The sequence below is a fragment of the Klebsiella sp. CB_Kp196 genome, from assembly GCF_040061575.1.
Classification (GTDB): domain Bacteria; phylum Pseudomonadota; class Gammaproteobacteria; order Enterobacterales; family Enterobacteriaceae; genus Klebsiella; species Klebsiella michiganensis.
Map to the genome: position 1 here is coordinate 31,610 of NZ_JBEAFH010000055.1, position 13,046 is coordinate 44,655.

Below are 13,046 nucleotides of genomic sequence, written 5' to 3' on the forward strand. Positions count from 1 at the left end.
AGGAGAATGCATGTCTATCACGGCGAAGTCCGTCTACCGTGACACCGGGAACTTTTTCCGCAATCAGTTCGTTACTATCCTGCTGATTGCGCTGCTATGCGCGTTCATTACGGTAGTACTTGGCCATGCCTTTTCACCCAGTGAAGAGCAGCTGTCAATACTGAGCCAGGGCGATAGCCTGGCGGGTAGCGGCGGGCTGTTTGAACTGGTCCAGAGCATGACGCCGGAGCAGCAGCAAATCCTGCTGCGCGCGTCTGCGGCCTCTACCTTCTCAGGGCTGGTAGGTAACGCCATTCTTGCCGGCGGCGTTCTGCTCATGATTCAGATGGTCTCCGCCGGCCAGCGAGTCAGCGCCCTGCGCGCGATTGGCGCTTCTGCGCCGGTGCTGCCAAAGCTGCTGCTGCTGATCCTGCTGACGACGTTTATCGTGCAGATGGGAATGATGCTGGTGGTGGTGCCGGGCGTCCTGCTGGCTATCGTGCTCTCTTTCGCACCGGTTATGCTGGTGCAGGATAAAATGGGGATTTTCAGCGCCATGCGTAGCAGTATGCGTCTGGCCTGGGCCAACGTACGTCTGGTGGCGCCGGCCATTATCGGCTGGCTGCTGGCGAAAACGCTGCTGCTGCTGTTTGCCTCCAGCTTCGCGGTCCTGACGCCAAACGTTGGCGCGGTGGTAATAAATACCCTCAGCAATCTTATCTCCGCATTGTTGCTGATCTATTTATTTCGCTTGTATATGCTCATTCGTAACTAACCTAATCCGGGGCGGGTGCTCCCTGCCCCAACCTGAACGACGGAATCGATGTATGAAGCAGTTTCTGGATTTTTTACCGCTGGTAGTCTTCTTCGCATTCTACAAGCTTTATGATATCTACGCCGCGACGACCGCGCTGATTATCGCTACCGCCATCGTGCTGATTTACAGCTGGGTGCGCTATCGTAAAGTCGAGAAAATGGCGCTGATTACCTTTGTGCTGGTGGCCGTATTTGGCGGCTTAACCATCTTCTTCCATAACGATGAGTTTATTAAATGGAAGGTGACGGTTATCTACGTGCTGTTTGCCAGCGCGCTGCTGTTTAGCCAGTGGGTGATGAAGAAGCCGCTGATCCAGCGCATGCTGGGTAAAGAGCTGACGCTGCCGCAGCAGGTGTGGTCGCGTCTGAATCTGGCCTGGGCGGTGTTTTTCATCCTTTGCGGACTGGCGAATATCTATATCGCTTTCTGGCTGCCGCAGAATATCTGGGTCAACTTCAAGGTCTTTGGTTTGACCGCCCTGACGCTGGTATTCACCCTGCTGAGCGGCGTGTATATCTATCGTCATATGCCGCAGGACGACAACCACTAAGCTGGCTTTCCCACGGCACGCCGGACGGCGTGCCGTGTTCTTCGCTTTTCCCCTCTCCGCATAAATCGCTTCAGCTGAAACGATTCGTAATGTAAGCTATTTCTCACAGGAGATGGCATTCCTCCTTGAACCGCCATGTGGCTAATGATGCCTGCTTTTTATTCCCGGACCGGGAATGGGCAGGCATATCTGAATTGCAGGCACCGCGTCCGGGAAGGTTAATCTTCTAAGGAACTGACGATGCGTGCAAACCGCTTTTCATCACTCTCTCTGCTTTTCTTCCTCGGAAAATGGCTGCTCCTCGCCTTTATCATCGCGGTGCTGGCGGGTACGGCATCGGCGTTTTTTCTTTTCTCACTGCAGTGGGCCACGGCAACGCGTGAAGCTCACCTCTGGCTTATCGGGCTCCTGCCGTTGGCAGGTTTTGCCGTCAGCTGGATCTACCTGCGCTACGGCACCCGCGTGGAGGCCGGCAATAACCTGATTCTGGAAGAGATTCACGACCCTCAGCGCATCATTCCCTTGCGCATGGCGCCGCTGGTTTTTTTCGGCACCGTTGTTTCTCATCTGTTTGGCGCCTCCGTCGGGCGTGAAGGCACGGCGGTGCAGATGGGTGCCTCGATTGCCGACCGTTTTACGGCCCTTTTCCGCCTTAACGACGATGCCCGGCGAATGATACTGATGGCCGGGATCAGCGCCGGTTTCTCTTCGGTTTTCGGTACCCCGCTCGCCGGAGCGCTATTCGGGCTCGAGGTCCTGGCTATCGGACGGATGGACTACAGCGCCATTCTTCCCTGTCTGTTTGCGGCGATTATCGCCGATCGGGTCGGCATCATGTGGGGCGTGCAGCATACGCACTACTTTATTACCGGCTTTCCCACGCTGACGCTCTGGACGCTGCTGGCCGTCATTATCGCCGGCTGCTGCTTTGGCCTCGCGGCGCGCATTTTCGCCGACAGCACGCATGCGGTCGGCGCCTTGATGAAAAAACGGATTCACTACGCGCCGCTGCGGCCGTTTATTGGCGGACTGGCGATTGCCGGCGCCGTCTGGCTGCTGCACGGAGAGCGCTATATTGGCCTGGGCATACCGGTGATAGTGGACGCTTTCCAGCATCCGCTGGCGCCGTGGGATTGCTTCGGCAAACTGATCTTCACCGTTGTCTCTTTAGGCAGCGGATTTAAAGGTGGCGAAGTCACCCCGCTGTTTTACGTCGGCGCGACGCTGGGCAATGCTCTGGCGCCGCTGCTGCATATGCCGCCAGGTTTTCTGGCCGGGATAGGTTTTGTCGCCGTCTTTGCCGGTGCGGCGAATACCCCCATCGCCTCGACGCTGATGGCAATTGAGCTGTTTGGCGCGGAAATCGGTGTTTACGCGGCGCTGGCCTGCGTGGTGGCATGGCTGGTCTCGGGCTATACCGGTATTTATCGTTCCCAGCGCATAGCCTGCCTGAAACAAAGCTATGTCCCGACCGGCATCAGACTGGCTGAGCTCCCGGCATGGTACCAATCGCAAACACGCCGTCAAAAAACCGACAACGCCCCCCCCACCTCCTGACGAACGCGCCCGGAAACCGGAGGGCGCAGGCTCGCCGGTTTCTTCATGATATCTACCACATGCCGGAAAGTTGCGGCAATTGTGAGGATTTAATGGAGATTAGCATCGCTTTATTGAAACGATAATGATTATCATTGATATTCTCGATCTCAATTTTTCATGATTTGATATGGATATTTATAATGAGAACGCAGAAAAATCACATAGCAACGCCCCTGGCCCTGGCCCTGGCCCTGGCCATTGCAGGCTTACTCAGCCCAGGGGTCTTCGCCGAAGAGGTGGAACAGGATACGGAGACCATGGTGGTTCATGGCACCGCCGAAGAGGCGCTGAAGCAGCAGCCGGGCGTCTCGATCATCACTGCGGAAGATATTGCTAAAGATCCCCCGGTTAACGATCTCTCAGAAATCATCCGTAAAATGCCCGGCGTCAACCTGACCGGCAACAGCGCCAGCGGCAGCCGCGGCAACAACCGTCAGATCGACATTCGCGGAATGGGACCGGAAAACACGCTGATTCTTATCGACGGCGTGCCCGTCACCTCCCGCAATTCAGTGCGCTATAGCTGGCGCGGCGAGCGCGATACCCGCGGCGACAGCAACTGGGTACCGCCGGAAATGGTGGAACGCATTGAAGTTCTGCGCGGCCCTGCCGCAGCGCGCTACGGCTCAGGCGCCGCGGGCGGCGTTGTCAATATCATCACCAAACGCCCCACCAACGACTGGCACGGCTCGCTTTCGCTGTATACCAATCAGCCGGAAAATAATAAAGAAGGCGCCACCAACCGAGCTAACTTCAGCCTCAACGGACCGCTGGCGGGAGATGCCCTGACCATGCGTTTGTACGGCAACATTAACAAAACGGAGCCCGATGCCTGGGATATTAACCGCGCGCAAAATGGCTCTTACGCGGCGGGCCGCGAAGGGGTACGCAACAAAGATATTAACGCCCTGCTGTCGTGGAAAGTTACGCCGCAGCAGATCCTGGATTTTAGCTACGCCTATAGCCGCCAGGGCAATATTTATGCCGGCGATACGCAGTACAGCAACAGCAATATGAGCCCAAATGGCCTGGTGGATACGCTGTACGGTCAGGAAACCAACCGGCTATATCGGCAGACCTGGGGCCTGACCTACAACGGGATCTGGGACTGGGGCCAGTCGAAGGCGGGCGTCTACTACGAAAAAACCAACAATACCCGCCTGCAGGAGGGCACCACCGGCCGCGTTGAAGGGATGATCAATAGCGATGTCTATGACACCAGCCGCCTGGAGTCGTGGCGCTCAACCGCAGAGGTGAATCTCCCCTTCAACTGGCTCGCTGAACAGACCCTGACTCTGGGCATGGAATGGAATCGCGATGAGCTAAACGATCCGGCGTCCATGCAGGCCACCACCACCACGGATGCTCTCCCCGGGATTTCGGGCGATCCTTCACAACGCAGCCCTAAAAACAGCGCCACCCTGACCGGTATTTATCTGGAAGACAATATCGAAGCGACGCCGGGCACCAATATTATCCCGGGTCTGCGCTTCGACTATCATAACGACTTCGGCAGCAACTGGAGCCCGAGCCTGAACCTGTCGCAGGATCTGGGCGATATGTTTAAGGTCAAAGCGGGCATCGCCCGGGTATTTAAAGCGCCGAACCTGTATCAGTCGAGCGAAGGCTATCTGCTTTCTACGCGGGGCAACGGCTGCCCGATAAGTATTGCCGATGGCAACTGCTATCTTTTGGGTAACCCGGACCTCGATCCGGAAATCAGCATCAATAAGGAGATTGGCCTTGAGTTTAACCTGAACGGTTATAACGCCGGCGTCACCTGGTTCCGCAACGACTACAAAAACAAGATCGTCTCCGGCACCGAGATACTGGGTAATACCGCTACCGGGGCGAATATCCTGCAGTGGGAGAACGGCGGGAAAGCGGTCGTCGAAGGCCTTGAAGGCACGCTGCTGGTTCCGGTCATTGCCGATACGCTCAGCTGGCGCACCAATGCCACTTATATGATCAAATCGGAAAACAAAGATACCGGAAACCCGCTGTCCGTTATTCCGAAATACACCATCAATACCCTGCTCGACTGGCAGGTGACCAGCAAGTTTTCGGCGAACGTCAACTGGACTCTGTACGGTCGGCAGAAACCGCGGGAATATGCGGAAATTCGTACTGAAAACGGCGTACTGGCCACCAATGAAGTGGGCTCCTATTCCGTGATTGGTATCGGCGGTAACTATCAGCTAATGAAAGATCTGCGCCTGAACGCCGGGATCAGTAACCTGTTCGATAAGCAAATTTATCGTGAAAACGAAGGGGCTTCGACCTATAACGAACCGGGTCGCGCCTACTACGCTGGCGTCACGATCTCCTTCTAACCCCTCACGCCCGCTATCGCGGGCGTATTCCCTATTCTCTCAGCGTCATTTTCATAGTAGCATCCGCCTGATCATCTTTGACTAGTACAGAGTATAGAATGACAACAACAGATCTTACGCCGAAGGGCGAATTGGTATTACGCACCCTGGCGATGCCGGCGGACACCAACGCTAACGGCGATATTTTCGGCGGCTGGCTGATGTCGCAGATGGATATTGGCGGGGCGATTATGGCCAAAGAGATTGCCCACGGTCGCGTCGTGACCGTGCGCGTCGACGGCATGACTTTTTTACGCCCGGTCGCGGTCGGCGACGTGGTGTGCTGCTACGCCAGCTGCGTGAAGCGCGGCAATACGTCGATAACCATCAATATGGAAGTGTGGGTCAAGAAGGTGTCGTCTGAACCCATCGGCCAGCGCTACAAAGCAACCGAAGCGCTGTTTATCTACGTCGCGGTAGATAATGAGGGTAAACCGCGCGCCCTTCCCGCCCAGTAATTCTGCCGGCCCGGCGCTTCCGGGCCGGTCTTTTACAGAAAGCCGAGTAAAGAGAAGAAGAAGTAGCCCAGCACAATAATAATAACCGGCAGGACGTATAGCGGAAAATACTGCACCAGGATGGTATGGCGCGGCACCACAACGCGTTCAGAGATTTGTTCGCGCGTCAGCCCTTCGGCCCCTTTCGCCTGCTCCAGAATCAGCTGATCCTCAACGCCCTCGCGCAGAAACTTCGCCTGGCGCCCCATCCGCGCTCCGGAGGCCTGTAGCGCCATGCCGACGAACACCAGAATATAGATAACCCAGAAGCCGATATTCATACCGTGCTTAAAGTCCGGCAGCGGCGAGTTGTACCAGAAGAAATTCAGGAACGGCGTATTGAAACGCATCATCTCAATCATCACATGAGCAAAGTCCATCATCACCGCGTCAATGCCCGGTTTTTTCTCACTGTGCTCGTACATAAACTTCAGCACGGAGATCAGCGTCGAGATAACCGCCGGGATAAATACCACCCACCCCAAAATACGTTTAAGTACTGCAACGCGTCCAGCTTGTTGATACGTCATGGGTTCCCCTTGTTAAGACGCCTGTCTACCCTAAGTCTACCTTCGTCGGCGAATTTCGCCCAATAATGCGCGGTATGATATACCATGAGTGCCGATTCGTTATCTACTTACGCTACAGGAGAGGGACTTATGTCAGCCAGGCGCCAGATTCACGCCGCGATTTTTGATATGGATGGTTTACTGATTGATTCTGAGCCGCTGTGGGATAAAGCGGAGCTGGAGGTGATGGCAAGCCTCGGGGTGGATATCAGCCGCCGCCATGAAATGCCCGATATCCTGGGGCTGCGCATCGATTTAGTCGTCGATCTGTGGTTTGCCCAGCAGCCGTGGAAAGGCCCGGATCGTGCCGAAGTCACCGCGCGGATCATCAACCGCGCCATCCAGCTGGTGGAAGAAGCGCGTCCGCTCCTCCCCGGTGCGCGGGAAGCGGTGGCGATGTGCAAAGCCCAGGGGTTGAAAATCGGCCTGGCGTCGGCTTCGCCGCTGCGGATGCTGGAAAAAGTCCTCACCATGTTTGAACTGCGCGATCAATTTGACGCCCTCGCTTCCGCCGAAGGGCTGCCGTTCAGCAAACCGCACCCGCAGGTCTATCTGGACTGCGCCGCCAGACTCGGCGTCAGCCCGATGCACTGCGTGGCGCTGGAAGACTCGGTTAACGGCATGATTGCCAGCAAAGCGGCCCGAATGCGATCTATCGTCGTACCGGAAGCGGAAAACAGCCGCGATCCGCGCTTCGTGCTGGCGGACGTGAAGCTTGCCACCCTTGAATCCCTCACCCTGAGCGACCTGCTCGGTTAATCCTGCCGCTGATGATGAGATAGCGGCACCGTCTCATCATCACAAAATTAAAACAGCGTTTCATTTTTATTTGTTTTTTCTTCTCCCGCCCTCTATGCTTGTCTCAACGGCGTTATTTAACGCGTGAAATCAGCATACAGAGGTGCATATGGTACTGAACGCCTTTGACCTTACGGGCAAGGTCGCTATCGTGACGGGTTGTGATACCGGGCTGGGCCAGGGAATGACGCTGGGCCTTGCGCAGGCCGGGTGCGATATCGTCGGCGTGAATCGCCGGATCCCCCATGAAACCGCAGAGAAGGTTCAGGCGCTGGGCCGACGCTTTACCGCTATTCAGGCCGATCTGAGCCGGCAGGATGAGATTGAAACCATTGTCGATCGGGCCGTGGCCGCCATGGGCCGGGTAGATATTCTGGTCAACAATGCGGGAACCATCCGCCGCGCCGATGCGCTCTCCTTTAGCGAAAAAGACTGGGACGAGGTGATTAACCTGAATCTGAAGTCGGTGTTCTTTCTTTCACAGGCGGTCGCCAGACAGTTTATTCAGCAGGGTGACGGCGGGAAAATCGTTAACATTGCCTCAATGCTCTCCTTTCAGGGGGGGATTCGGGTACCCTCCTACACCGCGTCAAAAAGCGGCGTACTGGGCATTACCCGCCTGATGGCCAACGAATGGGCGGGGCATCGCATCAACGTTAACGCCATTGCCCCGGGATACATGGCTACCAACAATACTCAGCAGCTGCGTGAAGACGCCGAGCGCAGCAAAGCGATTCTCGATCGTATTCCGGCCGGGCGCTGGGGCGTGCCGGATGACCTGCAGGGGCCGGTCGTTTTTCTCGCCTCCCGGGCGGCGGATTACATTAGCGGCTTTACGCTGGCGGTAGATGGCGGCTGGCTGGCACGCTGATGTTTTTGTGACAAAGAGTTACACCGTCACCTCTTCCGCACACTGTATAAAAACCCTATACTGTATGAATTGACAGTTTAGGGTGTTTATCATGACGGCGGAAGGCCACCTCCTCTTCTCTATCGCCTGTGCGGTATTTGCGAAAAACGCGGAATTGACCCCCGTGCTGGCTCAGGGCGACTGGTGGCACATCGTTCCTTCCGCCATCCTGACCTGTCTGCTGCCGGATATCGATCACCCTAAGTCGTTTCTCGGTCAGCGATTAAGCTGGATATCAAAACCGATAGCGCGCGCCTTTGGCCATCGCGGCTTCACCCATAGCCTGCTGGTGGTCTTTGGCGCGGTCGCGATTTTCTCATTGAAAGTACCGGAAAGCTGGATAGTGCCGGCAGATGCGGTTCAGGGCCTGGTTCTTGGCTACCTCAGCCATATTCTCGCCGACATGCTCACCCCGGCAGGCGTTCCGCTGCTCTGGCCCTGCCGCTGGCGTTTTCGCCTGCCCCTGCTTGCACCGCGCAAGGGTAACCAGCTGGAGCGCGCGCTGTGTATGGCGCTGTTTATCTATGCCGTATGGATGCCGCAAAACGTTGCCGAAAACAGCGCCATTCGCTGGTCATCGGACATGATTAATTCTTTGCAAACCACCTTTAATCGCTTAATTAGCCACCAGACTGGACGATAAACCAGCGGATTATTCAATTGGTTATAATCAATTCCATTTGAATATAAGTAACGAATAACGCCTTCTGCTACCCTTGCCGTCATAAGAGCTGGTTATTGACCAGCCCGGTAATAAAAGATATCAGGAGAACGGGGATGAACTTTCCATTAATAGCGAACGTAGTCGTGTTCGCGGTTTTACTGTTGGCGCTGGCCCAAACCCGCCATAAACAGTGGAGCCTCGCTAAAAAAGTGCTGGTCGGTCTGGCGATCGGCGTTGTCTTCGGCCTGGCGCTACAGCTTATCTATGGTTCCGACAGCCCGGTGCTGAAGGATTCTATCCAGTGGTTCAATATCGTCGGTAACGGCTATGTTCAACTGCTGCAAATGATCGTCATGCCGCTGGTTTTCGCCTCCATTCTGAGCGCGGTCGCCCGTCTGCATAATGCCTCGCAGCTGGGTAAAATCAGCTTCCTCAGTATTGGAACCCTGCTGTTCACCACGCTGATTGCGGCGCTGGTCGGGGTGCTGGTCACTAATATGTTTGGCCTGACCGCCGAAGGGCTTGTTCAGGGCAGCGCGGAGACCGCCCGCCTCAACGCCATTCAGAGCAATTACGCCGGTAAAGTCGCGGACCTGAGCGTCCCGCAGCTGATCCTCTCTTTCGTACCGAAAAACCCGTTTGCCGATCTGACCGGCGCGAACCCAACGTCGATTATCAGCGTGGTTATCTTCGCCGCGTTCCTCGGCGTCGCGGCGCTGAAATTGCTGAAAGATGACGTCGCCAAAGGCCAGCGCGTACTCACCGCCATCGACACGCTGCAGAGTTGGGTAATGAAGCTGGTGCGCCTGGTGATGCAGTTAACGCCGTACGGAGTGCTGGCGCTGATGACCAAGGTAGTCGCGGGCTCTAACCTGCAGGACATCATCAAGCTCGGCAGCTTCGTTATCGCCTCCTATATTGGTCTGGGCATCATGTTCGTGGTGCACGGTCTGCTGCTGGCGGTCAACGGCGTGAGTCCTCTGAAGTACTTCCGTAAAGTCTGGCCGGTATTGACCTTCGCCTTTACCAGCCGCTCCAGCGCGGCGTCTATTCCGCTGAACGTGGAAGCGCAAACGCGTCGCCTGGGCGTGCCGGAGTCTATCGCCAGCTTCTCCGCATCGTTCGGCGCCACGATCGGGCAGAACGGCTGCGCGGGCCTCTATCCGGCGATGCTCGCCGTGATGGTCGCCCCTACCGTCGGTATTAACCCGCTCGATCCGCTGTGGATTGCGACGCTGGTGGGCATCGTGACCGTCAGTTCCGCCGGGGTCGCTGGCGTGGGCGGCGGCGCGACCTTTGCCGCCCTGATCGTCCTGCCGGCGATGGGCCTGCCGGTCACGCTGGTGGCGCTGCTGATCTCGGTTGAGCCGCTGATTGATATGGGCCGTACCGCGCTGAACGTAAGCGGTTCCATGACCGCCGGTACCCTGACCAGCCAGTGGCTGCGTCAAACCGATAAAGCTATTCTCGATAGCGAAGAAGACGCGGAGCTCGCGCACCGCTAAGCGGGCCCGCACTTCAGGTTATTAAAAACAAAAAACCGCTGATTTCAGCGTTTTTTTTATTGTGCCCGGCACATTCAGGCGTCGATTTCACCTTCCTGCCTCATTTGCGTCGCCCAGCGCTGCGCCGCTTCCGGCACGTTAAACGGAGGGGAGCGACGAAAATGTTCGTCTATTAGCACAAAAGCAACGTATTTACCCCGCAAAACCCAGACGTCGCGAAAACCATCCATTTTGACGGCGTGTTCCGGCGGCGCAGGCTCGACTCGCGGCACGTAGCTAATGACCTGACGATTTTGTTGGCGAAGTGGTTTCATCACAAATAGATTCACTAAACACAGCGGGAAACAGAAACCCCTATCATAGCCGAAAAAGCCCCCTTTCGTCGCCCCCAGCTTGCGGCCCTTTAGTAGTAAAACTCTTATAAAAATATATTCTTGAAATGATGTTCTACAATTAGAAGGGTTTTGGTTTAGCAACGACCATTTTCAGCAATGAAAGCAGGAGCGAGCAATGTCTGATAAACACCATAACCCGCAACCCCATCAATCACCGGTTCACGACGACCGGGAAGCAAAACCAGGTCTGGATGCCTTAGCCCCCGAAGATCAGAACTGGCGGCCCACGCCGCATCCCACCGCCCCAGGTGAAGAGCCGACCGCCCCGGGCAGTATGAAAGCCCCGGATACGCACAGCGAAAAGCTCGATGCCCTTGAAAAACAGCGTAAAGGCGGCGAGGATTTTGCGCTCACCACCAATCAGGGCGTACGCATCGCAGACGACCAGAACTCGCTGCGCGCTGGCAAACGCGGCCCCACGCTGCTGGAAGATTTTATCCTGCGCGAAAAAATCACCCATTTTGACCACGAGCGCATTCCTGAGAGGATCGTCCATGCCCGCGGCTCCGCTGCGCACGGCTATTTCCAGGCGTACAGCGATTTAAGCGATATCACCAAAGCGACTTTCCTCTGCGATCCGCAGAAAAAAACGCCGGTCTTCGTCCGGTTTTCCACCGTTCAGGGCGGCGCAGGCTCCGCCGATACGGTGCGCGACATCCGCGGCTTTGCCACCAAGTTTTATACCGACGAGGGCATCTTTGACCTGGTCGGCAACAACACGCCGATCTTTTTTATTCAGGACGCGATCAAGTTCCCTGATTTCGTCCACGCGGTCAAACCCGAGCCGCACTGGGCCGTCCCGCAGGGGCAAAGCGCACACGACACGTTCTGGGATTACGTCTCACTGCAGCCCGAAACGCTGCATAACGTGATGTGGGCGATGTCCGACCGCGGACTGCCCCGCAGCTACCGCACGATGGAAGGGTTCGGCATCCACACCTTCCGCCTGATTAACGCGGAAGGTAAAGCCACCTTCGTACGTTTTCACTGGAAGCCGGTCGCGGGCAAAGCCTCCCTGGTATGGGACGAGTCGCAAAAGCTGACCGGTCGCGATCCCGATTTCCACCGCCGTGATTTATGGGAAGCGATTGAAGCCGGCGATTATCCTGAGTACGAGCTGGGCTTACAGCTGATCCCGGAAGAGGACGAGTTTGCTTTTGATTTCGATCTGCTGGATCCCACCAAGCTGATTCCGGAAGCGCTGGTCCCGGTGCAGCGCGTCGGTAAGATGGTCCTCAATCGCAACCCGGACAACTTCTTTGCCGAAAACGAACAGGCGGCCTTCCATCCAGGGCATATCGTTCCGGGGATAGACTTCAGCAACGATCCGCTGCTGCAGGGCCGACTCTTCTCCTATACCGATACGCAGATCAGCCGCCTCGGCGGGCCGAATTTCCATGAAATCCCTATCAATAAACCCACCTGCCCGTACCATAATTTCCAGCGCGACGGCATGCACCGGATGGATATTGATACCAACCCGGCAAACTATGAACCTAACTCCATCAACGATAACTGGCCGCGGGAGACGCCGCCGGCCGCGAAACGCGGCGGCTTTGAATCCTATGCCGAGCGGGTTGACGGGGAAAAGATTCGCCAGCGCAGTCCGTCGTTTGGCGAATATTACTCGCAGCCCCTGCTGTTCTGGCGTAGCCAGACGCCTATTGAGCAGCAGCATATTATCGACGGATTCAGCTTCGAGCTGAGCAAGGTCGTCAGGGAGTGGATCCGCGAGCGGGTGGTCGATCAGCTGGCGCATATCGACCTGCAGCTGGCTCAGGCGGTGGGTAAAAATCTGGGTATTGAGCTCACCGACGAACAGCGCAGCATCACGCCGCCGCCGGATGTTAACGGTCTGAAAAAGGATCCTACGTTAAGCCTGTACGCTATTCCCAGCGGTGACGTAAAAGGCCGGGTGGTAGCGGTACTGCTTAACGATCGTCCGGTCGCCAAAGAGCTCCTGACGCTGCTCAAGGCGCTCAAAGCGCACGGGGTGCATGCCAAATTACTCTATTCCCGAATGGGGAAAGTGCAGGCCGATGACCGCACCGAGCTGCCGGTGGCCGGGACCTTTGCCGGGTCGCCATCGCTTACCGTGGACGCGGTCATTGTTCCCGGCGGCGATCTGCAAAGCCTGAGCAACAATGGTGATTTCCACTACTACCTGCTGGAAGCCTATAAACACCTGAAGCCGATTCTGCTGGCAGGCGATGCCCGGCAGTGCAAAGCGCCGCTGCAGGTTGCCAGTCAGGGGGAAGAAGGCATCGTTGAGACGGACGCCATCGATAATGCGTCGGTGGATGCGCTGATTACCCTGATGGCGGCGCATCGGGTGTGGTCGAGAAGCGCCAAAATCTCCGCGATCCCGGCGTAAAAAAAGCCCGGCATTTC

12 protein-coding genes and 1 riboswitch are annotated in these 13,046 nt (G+C 56.5%); of the genes, 10 read left to right on the plus strand and 2 right to left on the minus strand.

What is annotated here, in order from left to right; translation table 11 throughout:
* Positions 1–10: 10 nt before the first annotated feature.
* From ABLU87_RS19530 to yciA, 5 genes are all read left to right on the plus strand, one after another.
* Complete coding sequence (locus tag ABLU87_RS19530; RefSeq protein ID WP_004850117.1) at positions 11–754, plus strand: YciC family protein; 744 nt, start codon at positions 11–13, stop codon at positions 752–754.
* Positions 755–806: 52 nt separating this feature from the next.
* A complete protein-coding gene (locus ABLU87_RS19535; RefSeq protein WP_004101360.1) occupies positions 807–1,346 on the plus strand; it encodes a septation protein A in 540 nt (179 codons plus the stop codon).
* 99 nt (positions 1,347–1,445) lie between these two features.
* Positions 1,446–1,507: riboswitch (Fluoride riboswitch) on the plus strand.
* 79 nt (positions 1,508–1,586) lie between these two features.
* Entirely contained in the window at positions 1,587–2,903 is a 1,317-nt protein-coding gene (locus ABLU87_RS19540) for a voltage-gated chloride channel family protein (protein WP_122117900.1), read from the plus strand.
* A 182-nt stretch (positions 2,904–3,085) separates the two neighbouring features.
* Positions 3,086–5,278, plus strand: coding sequence for a TonB-dependent siderophore receptor (locus tag ABLU87_RS19545; RefSeq protein ID WP_196942127.1), 2,193 nt, complete (start codon positions 3,086–3,088; stop codon positions 5,276–5,278).
* A gap of 98 nt (positions 5,279–5,376) precedes the next feature.
* A complete protein-coding gene (gene yciA / locus ABLU87_RS19550; protein ID WP_004850109.1) occupies positions 5,377–5,775 on the plus strand; it encodes an acyl-CoA thioester hydrolase YciA in 399 nt (132 codons plus the stop codon).
* Between the two features lie 32 nt (positions 5,776–5,807).
* On the opposite strand, the gene ABLU87_RS19555 is transcribed toward yciA, so the two are convergent.
* Entirely contained in the window at positions 5,808–6,344 is a 537-nt protein-coding gene (locus ABLU87_RS19555) for a YniB family protein (protein ID WP_009653426.1), read from the minus strand.
* Positions 6,345–6,473: 129 nt separating this feature from the next.
* Between ABLU87_RS19555 and hxpB the strand changes: the two genes are divergently transcribed.
* From hxpB to ABLU87_RS19575, 4 genes are all read left to right on the plus strand, one after another.
* A complete protein-coding gene (gene hxpB / locus ABLU87_RS19560; RefSeq protein ID WP_025106974.1) occupies positions 6,474–7,142 on the plus strand; it encodes a hexitol phosphatase HxpB in 669 nt (222 codons plus the stop codon).
* A gap of 148 nt (positions 7,143–7,290) precedes the next feature.
* Positions 7,291–8,052: a 2-dehydro-3-deoxy-D-gluconate 5-dehydrogenase KduD gene (gene kduD / locus ABLU87_RS19565; RefSeq protein ID WP_014228989.1), complete on the plus strand. Its 762-nt coding sequence runs from the start codon at positions 7,291–7,293 to the stop codon at positions 8,050–8,052.
* A gap of 91 nt (positions 8,053–8,143) precedes the next feature.
* Complete coding sequence (locus ABLU87_RS19570) at positions 8,144–8,734, plus strand: metal-dependent hydrolase (protein WP_122116713.1); 591 nt, start codon at positions 8,144–8,146, stop codon at positions 8,732–8,734.
* Positions 8,735–8,868: 134 nt separating this feature from the next.
* Positions 8,869–10,260 (plus strand): L-cystine transporter, encoded by a 1,392-nt coding sequence (locus ABLU87_RS19575; protein WP_014228987.1) that lies wholly within the window; start codon positions 8,869–8,871, stop codon positions 10,258–10,260.
* A 74-nt stretch (positions 10,261–10,334) separates the two neighbouring features.
* Here the strand turns inward: ABLU87_RS19575 and cedA are convergent, their stop codons facing one another.
* The gene (gene cedA / locus ABLU87_RS19580) at positions 10,335–10,589 is read right to left on the minus strand and encodes a cell division activator CedA (RefSeq protein WP_071532283.1); all 255 of its coding nucleotides are present in this window, start codon (positions 10,587–10,589) and stop codon (positions 10,335–10,337) included.
* Between the two features lie 181 nt (positions 10,590–10,770).
* Between cedA and katE the strand changes: the two genes are divergently transcribed.
* On the plus strand, positions 10,771–13,029 hold the full coding sequence (gene katE, locus ABLU87_RS19585; RefSeq protein ID WP_122116714.1) for a catalase HPII: 2,259 nt from the start codon (positions 10,771–10,773) through the stop codon (positions 13,027–13,029).
* Positions 13,030–13,046: the final 17 nt, after the last annotated feature.